This window comes from Amphritea opalescens (assembly GCF_003957515.1).
Taxonomy (GTDB): Bacteria; Pseudomonadota; Gammaproteobacteria; order Pseudomonadales; family Balneatricaceae; genus Amphritea; species Amphritea opalescens.
Map to the genome: position 1 here is coordinate 309,171 of NZ_RQXW01000002.1, position 22,922 is coordinate 332,092.

The window sequence follows — 22,922 nt, forward strand, 5'->3', positions numbered from 1 at the left end:
TTTATTGTTGAATTACTGCGTAAATACGCTCTGATTATGAGCATCAAAATCAATTCACACAGGGCTGAAACTAATTCTCTTGTGCCATGAGGGAAAGAAATTCAGCATAGCTAGCATTATTTATCAATAAATATAACTGAAGCTTAAGCTGCTTATTACGCAGCCGAGGAGGTCAATATGCGGCTAATTCCTACACATGACGAATCACAATCATTACGTCAGGAGGTTCTGGATTTCTGCGCTAAAACTATTCCAGAAACGACTGAAGGGTTAGAGCGACAGGGAACCATGAGTGATGGAGATTCCGTCGAATTTTATCGTCAATTAGGTCAGGCGGGTTGGATTGGTCGTCATTGGCCAGAACAATACGGCGGTAAAAACTGTAGTCACCTCGAGACCTTTATTATAGACGAGGCTCTTGGTTATGCTCGGGCTCCTCTCAGTGGTTATTTGCTATCCGTAAAAGTTTTTGGCAACACATTAATGTTGTTTGGTACGGATGCGCAGAAAGAAAAGTACTTACCAATGATTACCAGCGGTGAAGCTATTCTTTGTCAGGGGTATTCCGAACCTAATGCGGGTTCAGATTTTGGTTCTTTACGCACTAGTGCTCGGCGTGATGGTGATGATTTCGTTATTAATGGCCACAAAATTTGGACTTCCAGTGCTGAAGTAGCTACTCATATGTATTTAGCTGCGCGTACAGATCCTGATGCGCCTAAACATAGAGGCATTAGTACCTTTATTCTGGATATGAAAACACCTGGGGTGACGGTAAATACATTCGCGACCTTAGGTGGCGGTGTGATCAACGAAGTCTTCTTTGATAATGCTCGCATTCCAGCAGATAGCCTTGTGGGTGAGTTAAACCGCGGCTTTCATCAATCTATGCGTAGCTTGGACTTGGAACGGTCTGCAATGGATCGTATTGGTGCAGCGAAGCGAGCATTAGACGACCTGTCTGCGTATGTCCATCAAGATGGAACGGCTCCTGATGGAGGTCGTTTAGCAGATCAGCCCGCCGTTAGGGAAAAGATTGCTGAATTGTATGGTCGGGCCCAAGTTTCGCGAACTTTTGGCTACCTTATTGCACGTCATTTGGATGCAGGTTCCGGTGCTAGTAATGAGTTTTCATATGGCAAGTTGTATATCGGATTGCTTTCACAAGCGATAGCTGATGCTGCTGTCGACATTATCGGCCCAAGTGCATTGTTTGAATATGGTTCTGAATTGGCCGTCAACGATGGACTATTAACGGCGTTATACCGTGCAAGTCCTGCACTGACGTTAGCGGGTGGTAGTAGTGAAATTCAGAAAAGCATTATTGCCGTCCGTGGTTTGGAGTTGCCAAAATGAGTGAGCAAGATAAGACTTTGCCATTGAGTGGCGTCCGAGTTGTTGATTTTTCAGGGTATGTCGCAGGGCCGTTTTGTTGCATGTTGCTTGGTGATATGGGAGCTGATGTCATCAAGGTGGAATCTCCTACTGGTGAACAATGGCGTCACCAGGATCCATTTACTCCGGGGATGAGCAAGAGCTTTATGGCGCTGAATAGGAATAAGCGTTCGGTTGTTATCAACTTGAAGGATCCAGTTGAGCGCGAGAAGGCTATCAAGTTGCTTGAAACTGCCGATGTTATGGTGTCTAACTTTAGACCCGGTGTTGCTGAGCGCTATGGTCTTGACTATGAAACGTTGAAAGAACTTTTTCCGCGCCTTATTTTCACCAGTAATACAGCGTATGGCCCTATTGGATCACGTTGGCACCAGCCAGGTTATGACCTTGTTGTCCAAGCATTCAGTGGTCTGCTTAGCTCTAACCCATCCCCTGATGGCGGTGTTCCCAAGCGCTATGCGGGTGTTGCTTTGGTCGATTTTACCGCAGGACATTATATGCTCTACGGCATTATGTGTGCCTTATTTCAGCGTTATCAAACAGGTAAGGGCCAGAAAGTAGAGGCGTCATTATTGGAGGCTGCGCTGGGTTTGCAGCGGCAAAAAATGTTGACGCTGGAGGGTGCGTTAGACATACCAGAGCAACCAGGGAATGTCATAGAGCAAATGGCCTCCACATCGACTGCATCTAACGCCATGGGTGCTCGAGAATTATATTACCGGACATACCAAACGTCAGATGGCTTTATTACGGTTGGCTGTTTGAATGTTCCTCAGCGACAAGTTTTTTTGAAGTTATTACAGATGGAAGATCCTTGGCATACCAATCCAGATGATATACCTGCCGATGCAGCTATTGATAAGGTGCGTCGAGAGCTAACGGTCACAGCAGAGGAGCGTTTTAAGGAGCATAGCACCGAAGAGTGGGTACGTCGCTTTGAGGGCGAGGGTGTCCCTAATGCGCCATTAAAAATGCTAGGACAGGTCATGAATGACCCTGAGGTAGCAGAGGGCGGGTTTCTTTATGAGTATGACTATCCAGGCTACGGCAAAGTACAGAGTGTTGGTACGGGCGTTAGGGTAGGTAAGGGGGCATCGGTGCGCAGACCGCCTCCACGTTTAGGCGAACATACAGATGAGATTTTAGAAGAACTTGGATTAATTAACCCAGCAGCATCCGCACCTTTGAATAAGTCGGCTGGGCATCAAGAGCAAAGAGGAGAGAGCCAATGAATATGTCTAGCAACGTTCAAGGGGCAGTAAATAACGCCACAATGACTGAACTTGAATCAGAAATGATCCGTGATGCAGCGCGAAATTTTGCGAATAGCGAGAGCCCTTTGTCTGTCGTTCGTGCTGCGGAAGCTGGTGATTGGATTGCTGCTAAAGCTAGCTGGTCAAAAATGGCAAATTTGGGCTGGTTTGAACTACTTCAACATGAAGAAGATGAGGCTGATGGACTTGTCGCGGCTTGTGTTATTGCGGAAGAGTTAGGTCGTGCTGCTTATCCAATGCCTTTCTCTGAGGCGGCTGTTTTGGTATTACCTCTCCTTGCTAAGCATGCAGCAGATAATGTTAGTCTAGATGCGTTTAATTCTGGCGAGCAAAGAGCGGCTATCGCTATGCCGTTGAGTGGGCTGCCGACGAGTATTGATCGTTTGCCTCAGCTCTCTTCAGATGTGAGCCTCATGGTGAATCTGCTTGAAGATGCGAGTTTGCTGGTAGTGCCTGTTTTGGATAAAGAGCAACCTTGCTTAGCGTTAGTTCATCGTCCTGAAAATGGCTGGCAAACAAAAGCGATGCCAGATCTAGCCAATAATTCTTATAGTCGCATTGTTGTTAATGAGTTAAAAAATGTAGAACTCATCCCCCTTGAATGGGAGTCGTTAGCAAAGGCATATGATTATTTCCGGCTCGTAACAGCTGCTTATATCGTTGGCTTAGCTTCGCAAGCGACAGACCTTGCGGTTGAGTACGCTAAGGAACGTATTGCTTTCGGTAAGCCAATAGGTTCATTTCAGGCTGTACAGCAGCGGTTAGCCGAATCTGCATTAGAGTTGGCTGCGGCGCATTTCTTAGTACGGGAAGCCTCTGTGACAGCTGAACGGTTACAGATTCCTATGGCGTGTATACAGGTATGTGAAGCAGGTAAAAAAGCAACCTTTACAGCACAGCAGATTTGGGCTGGCATGGGGTATACGTTAGAAGTTGATGTTCAACTATTCTTTCGTCGAGCTCGTGCTTATCAGTTATTGTTGGGTGCTCCATGGGAGCTACGAGAGCGTATTTGGGACGAGGTTGTTCCTCACTCTTAATTCGATAGGGGCGCATCAATGCGTCCCTATGACTCAATATTTTGGAGACTATCCCATGTTTAAGACGCGTTTAACTGAGTTACTGGGTATCGAACACCCTATTATTTGTGGTGGCATGTTCCGATTAGGTCGTGCGGAATTAGCGGCTGCTGTATCTAATGCCGGTGGTTTAGGTATTATCACTGCGGCGACATTTCCAGATGAAGAGAGTTTTCGTAAAGAGTTACGTTTACTCAAGTCGCTGACAAATAAACCATTTGGCGTGAATATTAATTTATTTCCAACCGCGCGCAAATTTAATGCAAATGATTATATTGCCATCTCTATTGATGAAGGTGTTCAGATTATTGAAACGTCTGGTCAAAGTCCCGAGCAGTATATGGATCAACTTAAAGGCGCGGGTATAAAAGTTATCCACAAAGTACCAGGTGCTCAGTATGCTAAGACCTGTGAGCGGATAGGTTGTGATGCCGTAAGTGTCGTTGGAAACGAAACCGGAGGTCACCCAGGGATGTCTGAAGTGGGGACGATGGTGATGATTCGTCGGGCCGTGGAGAATGTTACTATCCCCGTAATTGCGGGCGGTGGTATCGTTGATGGGCAAGGTTTACTGGCCGCTTTAAGTATGGGCGCAGAGGGGGTCATTATGGGAACTCGTTTTGTTGCCACTCAGGAGTGCCCAGCACATTCTGCCGTTAAGGATTGGATGCAGAACGCGACAGAAGATGACACTGTCATTGTTCAGAAAACGATTAAATCGCCAACTCGAGTTGCCAAAAATGGTATGGCTTTAAGAGTACTAGAAATGGAGCAGTCTGGGGCAGGATTAGATGATTTGATGCCCTTAATTACCGGGACTAGGAACCCTTCAGTATACTCGGAAGGCAATTTGGATGATGCCATTTGGTCATGTGGACAGGCCGTTGGTTTGGTTGAAGATATACCAACCTGTAAAGAATTACTTGATCGGATTATGCATGAAGCGAGTGTTTCTTTATCGCGAATTAATAGCTTAAAGACAGCTTAGGAAAAGCATTTTATGTAAATTCTTAATTGTCTAAGTTGAAAATAAATATAATAAGGTGAACGCCATGGATCTGCTTAATTTTATATGGGATAATTTAGATCTTATCCTTGATAAAACTATTGAACATATTTCTCTGGTTGGAATCGCAGTTGGGTTGGCTCTGCTTGCAGGAGTACCGATTGGTATTGCTATTACACAGAACCAGAAAAGTGCTTCGATTGTTCTATATACTGCATCAATTATTATTACTATTCCTTCGGTCGCTTTATTTGGGATCATGATTCCATTATTATCTCCTTTTGGTCATGGAATAGGCCCCGTTCCTGCTATGATAGCGGTTCTTTTATATTCGCTATTACCTATTATTCGAAATACATATATTGCCATTAATAATATTGATCCGGCATTGCGTGAAGCCGCGAGAGGTATGGGTATGCGTCCATTGGAACGTTTGCGGTTACTCGAAATACCACTAGCCATGCCAGTTATTATGGCGGGTGTACGTACTGCTGTCGTCATGAATATAGGCGTTATGACCATTGCCACCTTTATTGGTGCCGGTGGACTGGGTGACTTTATCTCGAGTGGCATTACTCAATCAGATCAACTTCAACTAATGACTGGGGCGCTAGCGGTTAGCATACTGGCTGTTATAGCTGATTATTGCTTACTGTTTATTCAGAATAAATTAACCCCTGCTGGAATCAAGCTATAGGAGCCGTTTCATGATTAAATTGGAAAATCTTACTAAAGTTTTCGAATCTCAAGGTCAGGCTACAACTGCCGCAGATAATATTTCTATGGAAGTTCCCGAAGGTGAGATTTGTGTTTTACTTGGCCCTTCCGGTTGCGGTAAAACCACCACGCTTAAAATGATTAATCGAATTATTCCAGTGACATCGGGTCGTGTTCTGATTAATGGCGAAGATACAACCGGTTTAGATACGATTACACTACGACGTAATATTGGTTACGTGATTCAACAAATCGGTTTATTCCCAAACATGACCATTGAGGAAAATATTAGCATCGTTCCTAAGCTTCTTGGCTGGAATAAAAAGCGTTATCTAGCTCGTGCAGAAGAATTGCTCGATATGGTGGCGCTGGAGCCAAAAGCGTATATGAAACGCTACCCTAAAGAACTTTCTGGTGGGCAACAACAGCGAGTAGGGGTCATTAGAGCATTAGCCGCAGATCCACCCTTGATGTTAATGGATGAGCCTTTCGGTGCTATTGATCCTATTAATAGAGAGATTATTCAAGATGAATTTTTGAGGATGCAACAAACGCTCAAAAAAACGATTCTTTTTGTTAGTCATGATATCGATGAAGCGGTAAAAATGGCGGATAAGATTGCTATATTTAATAGCGGCAAACTCATTCAATTCGACACGCCTGATAATATTTTAGCGCACCCTAAAAATAAGTTTGTAGAGGATTTTGTCGGGACCGATAGAACGCTTAAAAGGCTTAGGTTGGTAAAAGTTCGCGATGTTATGGTGAAGTCTCCACCGCGAGTTAGAATGGATGATGACCTTAAAGTGGCCTTAAAATTGATGGTTGAAAGGGATCATTCGGCGATTACTTTGGTAAACAAAAAGAATCATCCAATTGGTTCGGTATATCGCTCTATAGCACAAACGAAACAAGGGTTGTGTGGTGACCATCATTATGGCTTGAGAACGATCGTCAATATTAATGATGATTTACGAACAGTAGCTTCAAAAATGTTCAGTCATGATACTACTTGGATGCCTTGTGTTGATGATCAAGGAGTTTTCTGTGGCGAAATTACTCAGAGAGGCGTAACCCATCATTTAGCGGCAACCTATAACGATAACGATGGAGCACTGGCCGAGCTATATCAGGAGGGGGTATGACTCAATCCAAATCATTTATTGTCGGAGTTGCCGCACTCGTTTGTGTTTTCTTGTTAGGCGTTTTGAGTGAGAGAAGTGGGATTATTGAAGAATTCCTCTTTTATCAAGAAGATATCGTTTATCTGACTATGCAGCATATAACAATGACGCTGTTATCGGGTGGATTCGCTATCATTATAGCGATTCCTCTAGGTGTTTGGTTAAGCAGATCTTATATGAGTAAATGGTCAGAAACGCTTATGCAGCCGCTTAATATTATGACGACTGTGCCTACTCTAGCAATTTTAGCGTTAAGTATGAGTTTTCTTGGTATTGGTACTCTGCCTGCATTGTTTGCGTTGTGGTTGGCGACACTGCTTCCAATCGTTCGGAATACCTATGCGGGCTTGAAAGAAGTACCAGAATTTCTCATTGAAAGTGCAAATGGAATGGGGATGCCTACGTGGAAAATACTACTGTCAGTTGAACTGCCCAATGCACTGTTCGTTATTTTTGCGGGTATTCGTACAGCTATCGCCATCAATATAGGTACTGTTCCGTTGGCTTTTTTGATTGGTGCTGGTGGTCTAGGAGAGCTGATATTCACGGGCATTGATATGGATGAAATGGTCATGATGCTTGCTGGTGCTATCCCCGTTGCTTTATTAGCAATAATTGTCGATTTTATTTTTAGCCAGCTTCAATATTGGCTAATTCCAAGAGGTGTGAATCCTTTACGCTAATTGCATAACTATGAAGAATAAACATCAAAGGAATTTAAAATGTTGATCAAGAAATCACTAAAGTTGATAGCAATTTTCTGCATGTTTTTGAGTTCGATTTCTCAAGCTAATGAACTCGTTGTGGGAGGAAAGGGTTATACCGAACAATTGCTGATCGCTGAAATGACTACGCAACTTTTAGAGAAGGCAGGGTACTCAATAAAGCAAACAACCGGGATGGGAGGGAGCCTGTTGAGAAAAGCGATGGTCAATGGTCAGATTGATGTGTATTGGGAATATACAGGGACGTCATTGATTACGTATAATAAAGTTAAAGAACGTTTAAGCCCAGAAGATACCTATGAACGAGTTAAAACGCTGGATGCTAAAAAGGGTATTGTTTGGCTGACCCCATCAAAAGCAAATAATACATACGCGCTGGCTCGTCGAAAGGGCGATCATACAGATCTGAATAGTATTTCAGAATTGGCTGCCACCTATAAGTCAGGTACGGAACTGAAGATGGGGGTGAGTGCTGAGTTTACAAAGCGAGCAGACGGTCTTATCGGGTTACAAAAGACCTATGGTTTCAGAATGAAGCGTAAGAACGTAGTACCTATGCAAACGGGGCTTGTTTACGATGCGTTGCATAATGGTGAAGTTGATATCGCGATGATTTTTGCAACTGATGGGCGAATTTCTGCATTTGGCTTTGAGGTGCTAGAGGATGATCTACAGTTTTTCCCTAGTTATGCTTTAACGCCTACTATTCGAAAAGAGGTTTTAGATGCTAATCCTGAACTCTCTGGGTTGCTCAACGAGCTTTCAGGAAAACTCGATGATAAAACAATGCAACGTCTTAACGGGGAAGTTGCGGTGAATAATAAAAGTATTCGAGAGGTTTCCTCGAGCTTTTTGAAGGAAGTGAAATTAATCTGAAGAATTAATTAATGATGAAATTGACTAAATTCCAGCGCTAAGCTGGAATTTTTATTTGTATAGATTAATTATATGAATGGCTTTGAGTGCCGATGCTCAGCAGGTTTGATGGCTCAATATGGTATCGGTGGTGTTCTTTTGGCGGAGCAACTCAGCTCAGTCGGACAAGTCATGGTTACATTAGGCCGTACCAACGCGCCCTAATGGCGATACGATTAAACCTCTCTTATGACGCAATTAATGGTTAACTCTTCTAGCCTGCGGAAAGGAGACATCCTACAGCATTAGTTTAGTGCTTTTTCCCGCAACGTAGTCGTAGCAACAGCAACAGCAACAGCAACGTGCCCAGGGCTATGATGTAGATGACTCTGAGTGAGGCGGTATGGGGATATGGATATCAAGAATCAGCATCTGGGTTTGTTTGCTGAAAGTACTTTGCTCACCTCTTCTCTTCTTGTAAGCCTTGGTCTGGATCAATCAGTGGTACTGGTACTCTCTACGTTAGTGTTTGTATTGTCTGAAAAAAAACAGCGGGAAATATTAAATTTAAAGCTCCCTCGTTGGGTGTGAGCAAGCTCCGGTTAAAGCGAATTAAGATTGCGCCAATAGTGAGGCTCACACTCGGAAAATCCACTTTTTGTGAGCGGGTAGTCTAAATCAAAAGGGGTTAATTTGGCCTAGGCCGTTCAAATACTGCCTACGGAGTTTATAAAGTGAGCTCCTACGGTTCAAATCGATGGGGGAAGATGGATTGCGTCTTGAACATCGAAAATAGCGTCATATGGTAATCCTTCGAGAAATTCGGGCGCATGGCGAGTGATGTTCAAGGTTAACAGGCATGTTTATGAAAAATGAGGACTAATGGTTTTTTTCTTTAGGCTTATCTTCTTCGGCTTCGGTCTGTGAAATTTTTGATGACTTCTGCACGGCTCGATATAATTCACCGGAAGTATAATAGGATCCCGGGCGGGGAATGTAAGGGCTTTTGAGTCTACTGCGAGTATGTTTGGCAGATATTTTACTAAGAGTGTAGAGAGCAAGGAGTAATGCAACAATACCTATAAAGCTAAATAAGCCAGCAGGACCGACAAGCCCCATCAAGCTACCGCTAATTAGAGGCCCGCTAATAGCTCCAATGCTAAACCCTACTAACAAGGCTCCTGTTGTTTGCATTCGTCTTTCAGGGTCAGCCCAATCGTTACAGTGCGCTGCTGCCAGAGAGTATGTTGTGAATGCTAGGCTGCCATATAAAAATATACTTACTAATAACCAGCTTAATTGATAGCCCATAATGACTTGTAGTGTGATGATTAGGCAACAAAGGGATACTAAGGTCGAAACCATCACGATCACTTTTCGGCGTTCTATTCGATCTGATAGTTTCCCGATAGGGGATTGAAGTACTAATCCACTACAAATACCAAGTGCCATAAACATTGAAATCTGCCTCGCACTCAAACCTAGTTCCAGAGCAAATAGTGGCCCCATGGTATTGAACGATGCATTCATTAAGCCGGCACAGATGGCACCGTAGAAACCGACGGGCGTATTTCTTAGTGTGGGCAATATTTTTAAAGGGCCAGAAGGGTCTGGTTGAGGGGCCGGTGTTTTAGTTAGTGTGACCGGTAGTAAGCACAGTGAAAAAAAGATTGAGGTTAGTGTGAACAGTTGGTAATCACTGGGATCATGCGCAAATAGTAATAATTGAGCCATACCTGCGCCTAGGAAATTAATGACCATGTAGATAGCGAGTAAACTGCCACGGTTTTTATTATTGGCACTGGCATTAAGCCAGCTTTCAGTGACCATCAACATACCTGCCATTGCAAAACCGGCAAACACTCTTAAGGTGAACCAGAAAACGGGAGAAACCCAAAAAAGGTGTAACAGTGGGGTAATTGATATAAGTGATGCAAACGCACTAAATGCACGAATATAGCCTACTCTACTAACCAGTTTGCTTGAGTAACGTGCCCCTATAAATAAGCCTACAAAATACCCACTCATAATAAGGCCTATTAATTCGGTCGAAAAGCCTTCGAGGTTTGCGCGTAGACTTAGTAACGTCATAAATAATCCGTTACCAATCAGTAAGCATCCATGACTCAAGAGCAAAGATGAAACTGTTTTAAGGAGGTTTTTCATAATAAGTAATCGTTAACTCAGTATTGATGACGTTAGTTTTAATGATTAACCTAGGGTGTGCTGAGGTTTTGATAACGATAATATTTTTGGAAGATTAACACTTAAAACATGTAAGGCTAGGCTTTTTTAATTGATCGGGGGTATCAGGTTGTGGATGGAATTTTCTAGGTAGTGCGGCATTGATGAATGTGTGTTTTTTAAAAGCAGTCATAGGATTACCTATAACTGCTTTATACATTCTGTTAGTCGGCTGAAGCTGTGATTAACGTAAGCAAATGGTCTATATCAAAGTCATCAGAAGATACTTTGGCGATACATTGCTCAATTTCTTCTGCGCGGGTGATACCGATCACATCATCGGCAAGTAAGTGAAATTTTTCACTGATTTCCTTGTCTGACAACGGATTATCCGGATCGCCTCTAGGAGTACGTGCATCGGATTGTACTTCTCTTCCATCGTTTAGATACAGTGTTACATCAGCCCAGCGTTTATCAGTACTGATACGTGTGTAGTGTTCGTCATCGACGAGTTCAGTCGCAAGGCTGATTCGTTGAACTTCTGGATCACTCAAAATGCTTTCTTGGAGCTGTAGTGGCCCAATTTCACCGTGAACGGCCATGATGGCAAATGGATATGCTAAAGCATAGGTTAGCTCGTCCATGGTCTTTGGTGCATGACCCGCTAAGCGTGTGGCATAGTGGAACGTTTTGATTCTGGCTCGCTCTATCTCACTGCTGCTAATGTTATGCTCACGCATAAGGTCGTGTACTGCATCAATAGCAGGATGAGCCCAGCGGCATACAGGGTAGGCTTTATAATGGGTATTATTGACTTCCCAGCGCTCTCCTAAGTCATTCCAATATGGCTCAGCGTCATCACCTTCTGCGGTTATCGCTGGTGCACCAGTGAAGCCTTGTTGTGCCATATAAGCGGCAGATACACCGGTTGGTGAGCCCCAGCCAACACCGTCACGTAACATCGTAGGATGATCAATACAGCGCATCATTTGACTGCGAGGACCGTGATATTCGGCAATACCCAAAGCGTGTTGGATTTCCTCAGTATTGAGTTTGAGTAAATGCGCTACGGCGGCTGCGGCGCCAACAGCAGTCCAAGCCCCTGATGTGTGGTAGTCAGGCACTGTCCCGTGCATGCAAAGCCCTGATCGATAACCGACTTCATAGGCGATTGTGAGAGCCACTAATAAATCGCGTCCGGAAATTTCTTGACCTTGACGACGTAGGTCATCAACAACGGCGATTACTGCAGGAAAGACTCCTGATCCAGCATGGCCTTTTACTTTTGAATATCCGTCATGAGCATCGACTGAGTCAATGGTGAATGCACCAGCCATCGCTGCGCCCATCGGGCTGACAGTTAATCCGGAAAAGAGTAAACGTGAGGCTGGCGTTCCTTCACCTGCAGGCATCTGCATGCGTACAAACTCTTTTACGATACCACCGATTCGTGTGGTACTGCCGATGGCCGCGACACCAACGGTATCCAATAAACTTCGGCGCATAACGGCCAGTACATCATCTGGAATCTCTTCGTAGCGTAAATTTTGGATAAACTCAGTAACATTACGTCCCATGGGATGCCTCTATTAATATTTGTTGTAGGATTGGCAGCAAGGTTTATACGACCTTGCTGTTCTGCTGAGCAATAAAATCTATAATTTGATCCAAGCGGATTTAGTTTGGGTATAGGAGAGCAAACAATCTAATCCACGATCACGGCCCTGACCTGACTGCTTATAGCCACCGAATGGTTGTGTTGCGTCGCCGTCGCCATAGCAGTTGACCCAAACGACACCGGCTTCAATTTCGCGAACCATCTTGTGTGCTTTACTTAGGTCTCGAGTCCAGACCGATGAACCCAGGCCATATATGCTATCGTTGGCAACGCTGATTGCTTCATCTGCATCTTTGACGGGGATGATGACAGCAACGGGGCCGAAAATTTCTTCTCGTGCGATAGTCATCTCTTGCGTTACCTCGTCAAACAACGTTGGTTTGAGGTAAGCGCCATCACTAAATTCTTCAGGCTGATCTCCTCCGAATAGCAGAGTCGCGCCTTCTTTCTTCCCTTTTTCTATATACCCCATAACATTTTGACAATGGCTATGGCTAACAAGGGGGCCCATCGTCGTTGCGGGATCGAGTGGGTCGCCGGGAACAAATGCGGTTTTCGCCTTGAGAGTAAAGCGTTTAACGAATTCAGCATGAATTGGGCGTTCAATTAGCAGGCGTGAACCTGCGCTGCAAATTTGTCCTGAGTTGGCATAGATGCCCGCTATCGCTGCATCGACAGCGGCATCTAAGTCAGGTACATCGGCTAAAATGATTTGAGGGCTTTTGCCGCCACATTCTAGGGATACTTTTTTTAGGTTTGACTGACCACCGTAAATCATCATGAGTCGGCCGACTTCAGTCGATCCGGTAAAGCATATCTTGGATACGTCCATATGAAGCGCCAGAGCCTTACCACTTACTTCCCCTGGACCATTGATGACGTTGAATACGCCAGGCGGGCCTCCGGCTTCAGTAAATAGTTCAGCTAAACGCAAACAGCTAAGTGGTGATTGCTCGGCAGGCTTGAGTACTACTGTATTGCCTGCTGCTAATGCGGGAATAACCTTCCACATCGCGAGCATCATCGGAAAGTTCCAAGGAGTAATTGCAGCAACAACACCGAGTGGTTCGCGTAAAATGTAATGGAAAGCGCTTGGGTCAGTATTGGTAACCGCACCATCTATTTTATCGATGCATTCTGCGAAATAACGAATGGTACTGAGTACTTCTGGTAAGTCTGCCGTCATGATGCGCGTGACAGGTTTACCCATATCGAGGCTTTCAAGTACAACGAGATCAGCTGCATTTTCTTCGACTAAGTCAGCAAAACGGAAAAGTATATCCATTCGTTTACGTGGGGCGATCCGTGACCAGACGCCTGATTGAAATGCTTGTTTAGCGGATGCAACAGCCACGTTTACATCGGTCTTCGTCGCAATGGCAAGCTCTGCAATGATTTTCCCATTAACGGGGTTAACGGTCTCAAGTCGATGACCTTCGCTACCTTCATGAAACTCACCATCGATATACAACCCCGTTTCAATACGGACATTGTTTGATTTAGCTTTCCAGAAAGCATGATCTTTGTTTAGTAAGTCTTGCACAATAATGTTTCCTTAACTTAATGCTTAGGTAACGAACGCTAAGCGTTGTAACTCAATTGTCGGTATTTAGACCGCCGCATCCTTGTTTACAGCATTGAATAGATTGACAAGGAAAATACGAATGGATTACCGATGATTGGAACCACTCAAGTTATCTATTACATTGCGGTATTCTGTTCTAGCCCATATAAGACTTATTCTTCATATGGGAGCAAGGTCGCTAAGAGTTGGGGTGTTGTAGCAAATTGATTCGGGATCAATCTGTAACTCTAATATTGCCGCGAGGCCAGAATTACGAGCACGCTCAAAGGCTCCGGCAAAGTCTTCAGTCCGTTTTACCGTTTCGCCGTAAGCTCCAAACGATTTTGCATATGCGGAAAAGTCAGGATTCACGAGGTCTGTACCACTCACCCTGCCGGTATGACGGATCTGTTGATGCATTCGTATCGTGCCATACATCCCATTGTTAACGACGAGGATAATAGGTGTTCCGCCATACTGAACCGCGGTTGCCAACTCTTGACCGTTCATCAGAAAGTCGCCATCACCGGAGATACAAACAACGGTGCGGTCTCTGTAGACAATACTGGCCATCACTGCTGCAGGAACCCCATATCCCATTGCGCCACTAACGGATGATAAATTGGTGCCTTTGCCACTATATTGATAAATCTTATTGGGCCAGTCAGAGCAGTTGCCTGCGCCGGTTGTAACGATTGTATCTCGAGGGAGGACTTCACGTAGGTGAGCCATCACTTTACCCATATCTAAATCGCCAGGTTGCGGCGCAGCGGTGAGCGACTGAATGTAACCTTGGCGTAAGGTTTCCCGCCAGTTAGCAAAACGCTTATGACTCTTCATATCTATTTCGCTAAGTGCGAGTGCCATTTCACTAATACCGGCATTCACCATTAGGTCAGCTTTAAATACTCGACCAAGTTCTTCAGCTTGTGGATATATATGAATGAATTTTTGCTTTAGAAATGGAGGTGTTAACGTCGTATATTTACAGGTAGTCCCTTCATCAAGGCGAGCGCCAAAGCCGATTAGTAGATCGCATTCATCAATCGCTTTTGTCAGGCTGTCGATGTTCCCCCAAGCTAAATCACCGACATAACATTCATGATGATTGTCGAATAAACTCTGTCGTCGAAAAGCAGCGGCGACAGGTATGTTATTGCGTAAACAGAATGCTTCGAATGCTAGACGGGGTTCGTCTTCCCAGCAGGCGGCTTCAATAATGACTAATGGCTTGGTTGCTTCAGCCAGCATCGCTTGTATCTGTAATAATTCAGCGCTGCCAGGGCAAGTTTTGATAGGGATGGCGGGTGTCAGATCTGCCACATCTGTTTCTTCCCGCAACATATCTTCTGGTAATGCGAGTACAACAGGTCCTGGGCGTCCGGATTGGGCGACCTGAAATGCACGGTTTATGAATTCTGGAATACGAGCTGGATCATCAATCTGAGCGACCCATTTTGCCATTTGACCAAACATACGACGGTAATCTATTTCTTGAAATGCTTCACGTTCGAGATTGCGTCTAGGCGCTTGGCCAATCAGTAGGATCATGGGTGCTGAATCTTGAAACGCGGTATGAACACCAATAGAGGCATTAGTTGCCCCAGGGCCGCGGGTAACAAAACAAACCCCTGCTTTCCCAGTGAGACGAGCATAAGCGCTGGCCATAAAGGCGGATCCACCCTCTTGGCGACACGTGATGTATTCCATACTCGGTTTTTGATCATAAAGGGCATCTAGTGCTGCTAGGTAACTTTCACCTGGGACACCAAAGATTTTTTCTACACTGTTGATTTTTAGTGCATTAATTAAAACATTGCCGCCAGTACGTTTTACCATTGCTAGATTACTCGTTCATCAATTTATTGTTGTCCATTAGCGGTAAGGAGTATCAACCAATTAGTGGATGATAGTCACAAAATCGCTAGCTATGTTCATTGCAATACAGGCCATATTAAAACTGTATAAATAACGGCCTGAAATGTTAGATCAATTGTTGCTCAGTATTTGAGAACGTAGCAAACGAATTAATTTTGTCAGCTCGTGAATAAATTTCTTCCTCACTGAGAACCTTCTCCGTAAACCTTTTTTACCTTTGCTGAGTAAAAGGCCTTCTAAATTAATTCACTTCAGGCTGAAATTGTTTCGTTTGCCGCTTTTTATGAATTAAAGCAGCATGAGTTCACGATTCATCCGTGTAGTGATTTGAATTAAAAAATAACAAGTGTAGATGATAACCCTATGAAAATACTGGTAACAGTTAAGCGTACTATCGACGCAAATACCAAAATTAGAGTGATGTCGGATAACAGTAATGTCGACTTAAATAATGTAAAAATGGCTCTAAATCCATTCTGTGAAATAGCTGTTGAAGAAGCTGTGCGAATGAAGGAAAAGGGAGATGCTTCTGAAGTGTTGGTCGTCTCTATTGGTGATAAAGCTTGCCAAGAGCAAATTCGGACAGCTTTAGCTTTAGGTGCTGATCGAGGCATTCATGTTGAAACCGAGGCTTCAATTGAACCGTTGAATGTCGCGAAAATACTGGCGAAGGTTGTCGCAGAAGAACAAGTCAGTCTCGTTATTTTAGGTAAGCAGTCAATCGATGCTGATAATAATCAGACGGGACAGATGTTGGCTGCTCTGACGAATATGCCACAAGGCACCTTTGCTTCAGAGATTCAAATTCATGGTGATAAAGTTCAGGTTTCTCGTGAAGTCGATAGTGGTTTGCAGACGGTTGAGTTGGCAATGCCTGCGGTTATCACGACTGACCTGCGCTTGAATGAACCCCGCTACGCTTCACTGCCGAATATTATGAAAGCAAAACGTAAACCTTTGGTGATGACAACGCCGGCAGAGCTAGGTGTGGATATTAAGCAGCATACACAGTTACTAAAAGTTGAAGCACCTGCTGAGCGGCAGGCTGGCGTTAAGGTTGCTTCTGTAGCGGAACTAATCGAAAAATTAAAGCATGAAGCGAAGGTGATCTGATGGCTACGTTGATTATTGCAGAGCATGATAATCAGTCTCTGAAGGCGGTTAATCTTAATTTGGTAAATGCAGCGTCTCGCATCGGAGGAGAGGTCCACCTATTAGTCGCGGGTTATGGCTGTCAGGTTGTTGCAGACAGCGCTTCAAAAATTACCGGTGTTGGCAAAGTGTTGTTAGCAGATAGTGCCGTGTATGAACATCAATTAGCTGAGAATATGAGTCAATTAATTGTTGATCTCGCTAAGGATTATAGTCATCTAGTTGCGCCGGCGACAACGATGGGTAAAAACATCATGCCACGTGTTGCAGCGCTGTTGGATGTAGCCCAGATTTCAGATGTTATTAGAGTCGATAGTGACGATACTTTTGCGCGTCCTATCTATGCTGGTAATGCTATTGCGACGGTGAAGTCCCTAGACCGTATCAAGGTAATGACGGTACGGGGGAGTTCATTCGATGGGGCGGCTGAGCAGGATCTCAGTGTTGTTATTGAGGTTGTCGATAGCGTATATGACGCGGGTATTTCAAATCTCATCGCAGAGCAAGTTGTGCAGAGTGAACGACCTGAGTTAACGGCGGCTAACGTCATTGTGTCGGGTGGTCGTGGTATGGGTAATGGAGAGAACTTCTCTATGCTTGATGAGGTTGCCGATAAATTGGGTGCGGCTGTAGGCGCTTCGCGTGCGGCGGTGGATGCCGGTTTTGTTCCGAATGATATGCAAGTGGGGCAGACGGGTAAGATTGTTGCGCCAGATCTTTATATCGCTGTAGGGATATCCGGTGCTATTCAGCATTTAGCTGGTATGAAAGATTCCAAGGTCATTGTTGCCATCAATAAGGATGAGGAGGCGCCGATTTTTCAGGTCGCAGATTACGGATTGGTTACCGATCTGTTTGTCGCGTTACCTGATTTGGCGGATAAGCTTTAACTCTGATATGACCTAATTAGTACGGTGATCAGGTTCTGAAGCCTATGTAGGGTTTCTAGAGGGAGTGAATATGCGTGAGTCGATGACATTTGATGTTGTTATTGTTGGGGCTGGACCTGCGGGCTTATCTGCTGCTTGCAGACTGATGCAACAGGCGCAGGATAAAGGCGAAGAATTAACCGTCTGCGTCGTTGAAAAGGGCTCCGAGGTCGGTGCACACATTCTATCGGGTGCCATCATTGAGCCCCGAGCTCTGAATGAATTATTTCCAAACTGGAAAGCGTTAGGTGCTCCACTGAGTACAGAGGTTACGTGCGACCAAGTTTTTCTACTTAATAATGGGCAATCAGGCAGTAAAATTCCGAACTGTTTAGTGCCGAAGACAATGCATAACCATGGTAACTATGTCGGCAGTGTTGGCAATTTATGTCGTTGGTTGGCGGAGCAGGCCGAACAGTTAGGGGTCGAGATTTTTCCAGGATTTGCTGCGGCGAATATTATTTACGGAGCTGAAGGACAAGTATCGGGTATTGGTACTGGGGATATGGGGTGCGATGCGCAGGGTAATCCGAAAGAGACATACATGCCTGGAATGGATCTGCTGGCAAAATATACCATATTCAGTGAGGGGTGCCGGGGGCACTTAGGTAAAGAGCTAATTGCTAAGTATCAACTGGATGAAGGTAAAGATGCGCAGCATTACGGCATAGGAATTAAAGAACTCTGGGATATTGATGCGTCTAAACATCAGCCTGGACTGGTGTTACATGGTGCGGGTTGGCCCTTAAAGGAGGCCGGTGCTAGCGGTGGTTTTTTTCTCTATCACGCAGAGGATGCGCAGGTTGTTGTCGGTCTTATTACGGACTTGAATTACGATAACCCGCATCTGAGTCCGTTCGATGAGTTTCAGCGGATGAAACATCACCCGCTAATAGCTCAATATTTAAGCGGAGGTAAGCGGGTTGCATATGGTGCAAGGGCTATCACTAAAGGTGGCTTTAATGCTTTGCCGAAGATGAGTATGCCCGGTGCTTTATTGTTAGGTTGCGATGCAGGTACCTTGAATTTTTCTAAAATTAAGGGGACTCACACAGCGATGAAGTCAGGCATGGTCGCTGCTGAAACCTTGTTTGCAGCGTTGATGGATGCAGAAGCAGAGGGGGCCGAAGGTGGTTATGACTTAGAGTCCTATGGTGAAAATTTTCAAGCTTCTTGGGTTTATGACGAGTTATATAAAAGTCGTAACTTTGGGCCATTACTGCATAAATATGGCACGGTTTTAGGCGGTGCATTGAACCTAATCGATCAAAATATTTGTAGTCTTCCGTTCACTGTTCGTGACAATAATCCAGACCACAGTCGACTGAAACTAGCGAGCCAGTCTGCGGCGATTGCTTATCCAAAGCCCGATGGTCAGTTGAGTTTTGATAAGCCTTCATCTGTATTTTTGTCTAGCACTAATCACGAGGAAAATCAGCCGTGTCATTTAAGGCTTAGAGATAGTCTGATCCCGTTAGGGGATAACTTAGCGAAATTTGACGAACCTGCTCAACGGTATTGCCCTGCTGGGGTTTATGAAATTATTGAGGATGGGAGCGGCGAGAAATTGTTTCAGATTAATTCTCAAAATTGCGTTCATTGCAAAACCTGCGATATCAAGGATCCCGCCCAAAATATTACTTGGGTTGCCCCTGAAGGTGGCGGCGGCCCTAACTATCCAAATATGTAGGTGGAGATAAGAGATGTTGCCATATAAAGATATTCTTGTTTCAGAGATTGATGCTGGAGTGGTTACCATTCGCCTAAATCGTCCTGACGCTCGAAATGCATTACGAAATAGACTGTTACAGGAGATTTCAGGTGTTCTGGAACAGATAGCGAGAGACGACTCTGTCAACGCTGTGGTTATCACCGGAGGTGAACAAGTGTTTGCGGCGGGCGCAGATATAAAGGAGATGGCAGCCCTCGATTTTATTGGGGTAATGAGTGACCCTCGACCGGGTTACTGGCGCCGTATTGCCCAATTTCCTAAACCTCTCATTGCTGCAGTTAATGGTTTTGCCCTAGGCGGGGGCTGCGAATTAGTCATGCATGCCGATATTGTTATTGCTGGAGATAATGCTCAGTTTGGTCAACCGGAAATCAATCTTGGCATTATCCCCGGTGCTGGTGGAACACAGCGGTTATTGAGGACCGTCGGTAAATCTATGGCGATGCAAATGGTCTTGTCTGGGGAGTTCATCAATGCCGAACAAGCACGGACATTTGGCCTTGTTAGTGAAGTAACACTTCCTGAAATGAGTTATTCCCGAGCATTAGCCTTAGCTAAGGTGATTGCAGAAAAACCACCGGTAGCCGTGCGTCTGGCCAAAGAATGCTTACTGAATAGCTATGAGACGACATTGGATACTGGCCTTAAGCTTGAACGTAAGGCATTTACTTTGTTGGCTGCAACCGAGGATCGCAATGAAGGTATTTCTGCTTTTATGGAAAAGCGCCGGCCAATATTCAAAGGCCAATAATAACAGTTAAGTTCGGAGTTAAAGTGATGAGTCGTTTTTCTAAAGAGTCTGTTATTGCCGTTATTGGTGCGGGAGCTATGGGCGCAGGCATTGCCCAAGTGGCCGCTAGCGCAGGGCATCAAGTTTTACTCTTTGATGCCGTTGAAGGGGCTGCAGAGCAGGGCATTGTGAATACGGCCAAAGGCTTGAGTCGATTGGTTGAACGTGAGCGTATGACGAAGCAAGATGCTGACGCATTAGTTTCACGTATTCAGGCGGTATCTAGCATTGAGGATCTAGCCCCTGCTAACTTGGTTATTGAAGCGATTGTTGAGCGTCTTGATATCAAGCAACAGGTATGTCGTCAATTGGAAGAAATTTGTTCTGCGTCGACGATTATTGCCACAAATACATCGTCTATATCAATCACCGCTATTGCTTCAAGCTTACAGCGCCCACAAAACCTTGTTGGTATGCACTTTTTTAACCCTGCACCTATCATGAAGCTCGTGGAGGTCATTAGTGGTTTAGAAACAGACCCTCAGGTTGCAACAGATATCTATAATCTTTCAATTAGCTGGGCTAAGTTGCCCGTCCACGCTAAATCCACTCCGGGGTTCATCGTCAACCGTGTTGCTCGTTCATTTTACGGGGAAGGTCTACGTATAAATCAAGAGGGTGCGACGGACTTTGTGACGATCGATACTTTGTTGCGAGAGTGCGGAGGTTTTCGGATGGGGCCGTTCGAGTTAATGGATCTGATCGGCCAAGATGTGAACTATGCGGTCAGTTGTTCTGTTTTCGAGGCTTTTTATCATGATCAGCGCTTCTTGCCATCATTGATTCAAAAAGAACTGGTCGATGCGGGACACCTAGGCCGTAAGAGTGGTAAGGGTTTCTATGACTACAGTCAATCGTCTGAAAAGGGAAACATCACAAAGATACCTTCAACGGTGGACCTAAGTTCTTGTCCTGCGGCCATTACAGTGAAAGGGCGATTAGGTATTGCAGAACCGCTTATTTCGCTGATCGAGGAAAAGGGCATCATCGTGAAGCGTGAGTGTGAAGATGATGATGAAGGAATGATTAAGGTTGGCGAGGCTATTTTAATGTTAACTAATGGCCAATTCACCACTCAACGTGCAGCGGAAAGTTATCAACCAAATTTAATAAGCTTTGATCTAGCACTGGATTATCAGAAGGCTTCTCGAATCGCTTTAGCGCCATCGGACGGAGCCTCTAAAGAGGCTGTAAAGGCTGCTAGTGGTTTATTTCAGTTAATAGGCAAAGCGGTGAGTATTATTGATGATATCCCTGGGATGGTGGTCATGCGTACGGTCTGTGCCTTAGCAAATGAAGGTTTCGATGCCGTCAATCAGAATGTGTGCAATGAAGCCGCAGTCGATATTGCTATGAAAGGCGGTGTTAATTATCCATTTGGCCCTATTGAATGGGCGAATGCCTTAGGTCTGAACTATACGTTGGCAGTGATAGACAATCTAATGGCCGTTTACGGCGAAGACCGTTATCGGGCCTCTCCTTTACTGCGACGAAAGGTTGCAGAAAAGGTATTAATGGCTAAAGGCTATTCTGAACAGAAAGGAGTTTGTTAATGAAAGACGCATATATTTGTGATGCTGTTCGTACACCATTTGGACGTTATGGCGGTAGCCTCTCTTCGGTACGTGCCGATGATCTAGGGGCCGTTCCGATCAAAGCATTAATGGAGCGTAATCCTCAGGTGCCCTGGGATCAAGTAGACGACGTTATCTATGGTAACGCTAATCAGGCGGGAGAGGATAACCGTAATGTAGCTCGTATGTCTGCACTGCTCGCTGGGATGCCTATCGATGTATCGGGTACAACGATTAACCGTCTTTGTGGTTCTGGTATGGATGCCATCGGTACTGCCGCCCGTGCGATAAAGTCGGGAGAAACGGATCTGATGGTGGCTGGTGGTTGTGAGTCGATGTCTCGCGCACCCTTTGTGATGGGTAAAGCTGAATCCGCCTTTAGCCGCAATCCTAATGGTTTGTATGATACTACGATTGGTTGGCGCTTTATTAATAAGCAGATGAAAGCGCAATATGGCGTCGAAAGCATGCCTGAAACCGCTGAAAATGTAGCGGAAGAATTCAACATCTCTCGTGAAGACCAGGACCTATTCGCCTTTCGTAGTCAGCAAAAAACGGCAAGAGCGATGGAGCAAGGCTTATTTAATGAAGAGATAGTGCCTGTTGTTATCTCACAGCGTAAGGGGAAGCCGGTTATTATTGATACCGATGAGCATCCTCGTGCGTCGACGACACTGGAGGCGCTGAGTCAGTTACGGGCGCCTTTTCGAGATGGAGGTTCAGTTACGGCAGGGAATGCATCAGGCGTTAACGATGGTGCTTGTGCATTACTCATAGCCACTAAAGAAGCGGCTGAGCAATATGGGTTGTCGCCTAAAGCCCGTATTGTTGGTATGGCGACTGCCGGAGTTGAGCCGCGAATAATGGGCTTTGGGCCTGCGCTGGCAACTAAAAAACTGCTGAAAAAAACAGGTCTATCTTTGAATCAGATGGATGTGATTGAGCTGAATGAAGCATTTGCTTCACAGGGTTTGGCGGTAATGCGTGATCTAGGCTTAGCAGATGATGCTGAAGAGGTTAATCCTAATGGTGGTGCCATTTCTCTAGGTCACCCATTGGGAGCAAGCGGGGCTCGCCTTGTGACAACGGCAATGTATCAATTACATCGTAACGGTGGCCGATATGCCCTATGTACTATGTGCATTGGTGTGGGGCAGGGTATTGCGTTAATTATTGAACGCGTTTAAATTGTTATAGCGCTTATTGAAAGGCCGCAATGCTAAACTAGCACAAGGGTTAATAAAGTGGAAAGTCAGTAAGCGCACA

Annotated in this window: 19 protein-coding genes; 15 read left to right on the plus strand and 4 right to left on the minus strand. The window is 45.0% G+C overall.

Going from position 1 to position 22,922, the window contains the following annotated elements; all coding sequences use genetic code 11:
- Window positions 1-177 precede the first annotated feature (177 nt).
- From EH243_RS03630 to EH243_RS03670, 9 genes are all read left to right on the plus strand, one after another.
- Entirely contained in the window at window positions 178-1,356 is a 1,179-nt protein-coding gene (locus EH243_RS03630; protein WP_126157270.1) for an acyl-CoA dehydrogenase family protein, read from the plus strand.
- The gene (locus EH243_RS03635) at window positions 1,353-2,627 is read left to right on the plus strand and encodes a CaiB/BaiF CoA transferase family protein (RefSeq protein ID WP_126157271.1); all 1,275 of its coding nucleotides are present in this window, start codon (window positions 1,353-1,355) and stop codon (window positions 2,625-2,627) included. Before EH243_RS03630 ends, EH243_RS03635 begins: the two co-directional genes overlap by 4 nt.
- The gene (locus EH243_RS03640) at window positions 2,624-3,709 is read left to right on the plus strand and encodes an acyl-CoA dehydrogenase family protein (RefSeq protein WP_126157272.1); all 1,086 of its coding nucleotides are present in this window, start codon (window positions 2,624-2,626) and stop codon (window positions 3,707-3,709) included. The genes EH243_RS03635 and EH243_RS03640 overlap by 4 nt, the downstream gene beginning before the upstream one ends.
- Before the next feature lie 55 nt (window positions 3,710-3,764).
- Window positions 3,765-4,736 carry an NAD(P)H-dependent flavin oxidoreductase gene (locus EH243_RS03645; RefSeq protein ID WP_126157273.1) on the plus strand — a complete coding sequence of 324 codons (972 nt, stop codon included), beginning with the start codon at window positions 3,765-3,767 and terminating at the stop codon, window positions 4,734-4,736.
- Between the two features lie 64 nt (window positions 4,737-4,800).
- Window positions 4,801-5,451: an ABC transporter permease gene (locus EH243_RS03650; protein WP_126157274.1), complete on the plus strand. Its 651-nt coding sequence runs from the start codon at window positions 4,801-4,803 to the stop codon at window positions 5,449-5,451.
- Between the two features lie 10 nt (window positions 5,452-5,461).
- Complete coding sequence (locus EH243_RS03655; protein ID WP_126157275.1) at window positions 5,462-6,616, plus strand: ABC transporter ATP-binding protein; 1,155 nt, start codon at window positions 5,462-5,464, stop codon at window positions 6,614-6,616.
- Window positions 6,613-7,338, plus strand: a complete 726-nt coding sequence (locus EH243_RS03660; protein WP_126157276.1) for an ABC transporter permease — start codon at window positions 6,613-6,615, stop codon at window positions 7,336-7,338. Before EH243_RS03655 ends, EH243_RS03660 begins: the two co-directional genes overlap by 4 nt.
- 39 nt (window positions 7,339-7,377) lie before the next feature.
- Window positions 7,378-8,256: a glycine betaine ABC transporter substrate-binding protein gene (locus EH243_RS03665; protein ID WP_126157277.1), complete on the plus strand. Its 879-nt coding sequence runs from the start codon at window positions 7,378-7,380 to the stop codon at window positions 8,254-8,256.
- A 390-nt stretch (window positions 8,257-8,646) separates the two neighbouring features.
- Window positions 8,647-8,826: a hypothetical protein gene (locus EH243_RS03670; protein ID WP_126157278.1), complete on the plus strand. Its 180-nt coding sequence runs from the start codon at window positions 8,647-8,649 to the stop codon at window positions 8,824-8,826.
- Between the two features lie 288 nt (window positions 8,827-9,114).
- Here EH243_RS03670 and EH243_RS03675 read toward each other — a convergent pair whose 3' ends face one another.
- The 4 genes from EH243_RS03675 to EH243_RS03690 form a co-directional block, all read right to left on the minus strand.
- Complete coding sequence (locus EH243_RS03675; protein ID WP_126157279.1) at window positions 9,115-10,401, minus strand: MFS transporter; 1,287 nt, start codon at window positions 10,399-10,401, stop codon at window positions 9,115-9,117.
- A gap of 242 nt (window positions 10,402-10,643) precedes the next feature.
- Window positions 10,644-11,996, minus strand: coding sequence for an MmgE/PrpD family protein (locus EH243_RS03680; protein ID WP_126157280.1), 1,353 nt, complete (start codon window positions 11,994-11,996; stop codon window positions 10,644-10,646).
- A gap of 78 nt (window positions 11,997-12,074) precedes the next feature.
- Complete coding sequence (locus EH243_RS03685) at window positions 12,075-13,580, minus strand: aldehyde dehydrogenase (protein WP_126157281.1); 1,506 nt, start codon at window positions 13,578-13,580, stop codon at window positions 12,075-12,077.
- A gap of 201 nt (window positions 13,581-13,781) precedes the next feature.
- The gene (locus EH243_RS03690) at window positions 13,782-15,440 is read right to left on the minus strand and encodes a thiamine pyrophosphate-binding protein (RefSeq protein WP_126157282.1); all 1,659 of its coding nucleotides are present in this window, start codon (window positions 15,438-15,440) and stop codon (window positions 13,782-13,784) included.
- Window positions 15,441-15,842: 402 nt separating this feature from the next.
- Here EH243_RS03690 and EH243_RS03695 point away from each other — a divergent pair, with 402 nt between their 5' ends.
- The 6 genes from EH243_RS03695 (at window position 15,843) to pcaF (ending at window position 22,843) form a co-directional block, all read left to right on the plus strand.
- A complete protein-coding gene (locus tag EH243_RS03695; protein WP_126157283.1) occupies window positions 15,843-16,592 on the plus strand; it encodes an electron transfer flavoprotein subunit beta/FixA family protein in 750 nt (249 codons plus the stop codon).
- Entirely contained in the window at window positions 16,592-17,521 is a 930-nt protein-coding gene (locus EH243_RS03700; RefSeq protein WP_126157284.1) for an electron transfer flavoprotein subunit alpha/FixB family protein, read from the plus strand. Before EH243_RS03695 ends, EH243_RS03700 begins: the two co-directional genes overlap by 1 nt.
- Window positions 17,522-17,591: 70 nt before the next feature.
- On the plus strand, window positions 17,592-19,250 hold the full coding sequence (locus EH243_RS03705) for an electron transfer flavoprotein-ubiquinone oxidoreductase (RefSeq protein WP_241234987.1): 1,659 nt from the start codon (window positions 17,592-17,594) through the stop codon (window positions 19,248-19,250).
- Window positions 19,251-19,263: 13 nt separating this feature from the next.
- Window positions 19,264-20,043, plus strand: a complete 780-nt coding sequence (paaF, locus tag EH243_RS03710) for a 2,3-dehydroadipyl-CoA hydratase PaaF (RefSeq protein ID WP_126157285.1) — start codon at window positions 19,264-19,266, stop codon at window positions 20,041-20,043.
- A gap of 26 nt (window positions 20,044-20,069) precedes the next feature.
- The gene (locus EH243_RS03715; RefSeq protein ID WP_126157286.1) at window positions 20,070-21,635 is read left to right on the plus strand and encodes a 3-hydroxyacyl-CoA dehydrogenase; all 1,566 of its coding nucleotides are present in this window, start codon (window positions 20,070-20,072) and stop codon (window positions 21,633-21,635) included.
- Window positions 21,635-22,843, plus strand: coding sequence for a 3-oxoadipyl-CoA thiolase (gene pcaF / locus EH243_RS03720; RefSeq protein WP_126157287.1), 1,209 nt, complete (start codon window positions 21,635-21,637; stop codon window positions 22,841-22,843). The genes EH243_RS03715 and pcaF overlap by 1 nt, the downstream gene beginning before the upstream one ends.
- The last annotated feature ends 79 nt before the right edge of the window (window positions 22,844-22,922 follow it).

Bases quoted from the DNA above. Each gene is read 5' to 3' on its own strand.
- EH243_RS03645 (WP_126157273.1), top strand. From the start codon at position 3,765: ATGTTTAAGACGCGTTTAACTGAGTTACTGGGTATCGAACACCCTATT.
- EH243_RS03660 (WP_126157276.1), top strand. From the start codon at position 6,613: ATGACTCAATCCAAATCATTTATTGTCGGAGTTGCCGCACTCGTTTGT.
- EH243_RS03675 (WP_126157279.1), bottom strand. From the start codon at position 10,401: ATGAAAAACCTCCTTAAAACAGTTTCATCTTTGCTCTTGAGTCATGGA.
- pcaF (WP_126157287.1), top strand. From the start codon at position 21,635: ATGAAAGACGCATATATTTGTGATGCTGTTCGTACACCATTTGGACGT.
- EH243_RS03670 (WP_126157278.1), top strand. From the start codon at position 8,647: ATGGATATCAAGAATCAGCATCTGGGTTTGTTTGCTGAAAGTACTTTG.
- EH243_RS03630 (WP_126157270.1), top strand. From the start codon at position 178: ATGCGGCTAATTCCTACACATGACGAATCACAATCATTACGTCAGGAG.
- EH243_RS03690 (WP_126157282.1), bottom strand. From the start codon at position 15,440: ATGGTAAAACGTACTGGCGGCAATGTTTTAATTAATGCACTAAAAATC.
- EH243_RS03680 (WP_126157280.1), bottom strand. From the start codon at position 11,996: ATGGGACGTAATGTTACTGAGTTTATCCAAAATTTACGCTACGAAGAG.
- EH243_RS03655 (WP_126157275.1), top strand. From the start codon at position 5,462: ATGATTAAATTGGAAAATCTTACTAAAGTTTTCGAATCTCAAGGTCAG.
- EH243_RS03635 (WP_126157271.1), top strand. From the start codon at position 1,353: ATGAGTGAGCAAGATAAGACTTTGCCATTGAGTGGCGTCCGAGTTGTT.
- EH243_RS03650 (WP_126157274.1), top strand. From the start codon at position 4,801: ATGGATCTGCTTAATTTTATATGGGATAATTTAGATCTTATCCTTGAT.
- EH243_RS03705 (WP_241234987.1), top strand. From the start codon at position 17,592: ATGCGTGAGTCGATGACATTTGATGTTGTTATTGTTGGGGCTGGACCT.
- EH243_RS03695 (WP_126157283.1), top strand. From the start codon at position 15,843: ATGAAAATACTGGTAACAGTTAAGCGTACTATCGACGCAAATACCAAA.
- EH243_RS03665 (WP_126157277.1), top strand. From the start codon at position 7,378: ATGTTGATCAAGAAATCACTAAAGTTGATAGCAATTTTCTGCATGTTT.
- EH243_RS03640 (WP_126157272.1), top strand. From the start codon at position 2,624: ATGAATATGTCTAGCAACGTTCAAGGGGCAGTAAATAACGCCACAATG.
- EH243_RS03700 (WP_126157284.1), top strand. From the start codon at position 16,592: ATGGCTACGTTGATTATTGCAGAGCATGATAATCAGTCTCTGAAGGCG.
- EH243_RS03715 (WP_126157286.1), top strand. From the start codon at position 20,070: ATGAGTCGTTTTTCTAAAGAGTCTGTTATTGCCGTTATTGGTGCGGGA.
- paaF (WP_126157285.1), top strand. From the start codon at position 19,264: ATGTTGCCATATAAAGATATTCTTGTTTCAGAGATTGATGCTGGAGTG.